This window comes from Arthrobacter sp. B0490, from assembly GCF_002929355.1.
GTDB lineage: Bacteria > Actinomycetota > Actinomycetes > Actinomycetales > Micrococcaceae > Arthrobacter_D.
The window spans coordinates 1-629 of sequence record NZ_PJIR01000104.1; the positions used below are offsets into that span (position 1 = coordinate 1).

The following is a 629-nucleotide window of genomic DNA, read 5'->3' on the forward strand; positions in this document are numbered from 1 at the left end:
GAATGGCTGGCACTGCCGGCCCCGCTGAACGGCTGGCTGGCCCTGGCCACAGCCGCCGCCATGTTCAATCTGCTCAACGACTGGCACATCGGCCGAGCGCTGCTGGATCGCTGGTCGCTGATGCTCTACAGCGTGTACTGGCTGATGGCGCTGGGCTATGGCGCACTGGGTGTCTCGCTGCTAGCCGACGGCTTTGCCAGCAGCGCCGGCCGCCATCTACTGACACTCGGGGCCATGGGCGTCTCGATTCTCGCGGTGCTGTGCATCGCCGGGCGTACCCACAGTGGCTATGCACTGGATCAGCGGCGCTGGGTGCCGATCGCAACCTGCCTGCTGGTGCTCGCCGCGCTGCTGCGTGCCAGTGCGGGGCTGCCGGGCGCTCCCGTGCCGCTGCTGAACATGCTCGCCGGGCTCGGTTGGCTGACAGTCTTTGGCCTGGCATTGCGCTACCTGGCACCGATCTGGCTGCGCCCGCGCCCGGACGGTGGTACGGGATGTGAAGAACCGATGGATGAACACAGCACGGGTTCGGGCTGCCGGACCTGAGCGGTGATCTGCAACTGGACGCGGTATTCGCTGCAGGCGAACAGACAACCCGGGCCGTGAATGCGGGCTCGGGGACGGAGAAG

The 629-nt window shown here is 67.2% G+C and carries 1 protein-coding gene; it reads left to right on the plus strand.

Annotation, left to right across the window (positions count from 1 at the left end; translation table 11 throughout):
- A partial coding sequence (locus tag CXQ97_RS20980; protein ID WP_146069746.1) for an NnrS family protein occupies positions 1-546 on the plus strand: 546 nt, incomplete at its 5' end.
- Between the last annotated feature and the right edge of the window lie 83 nt (positions 547-629).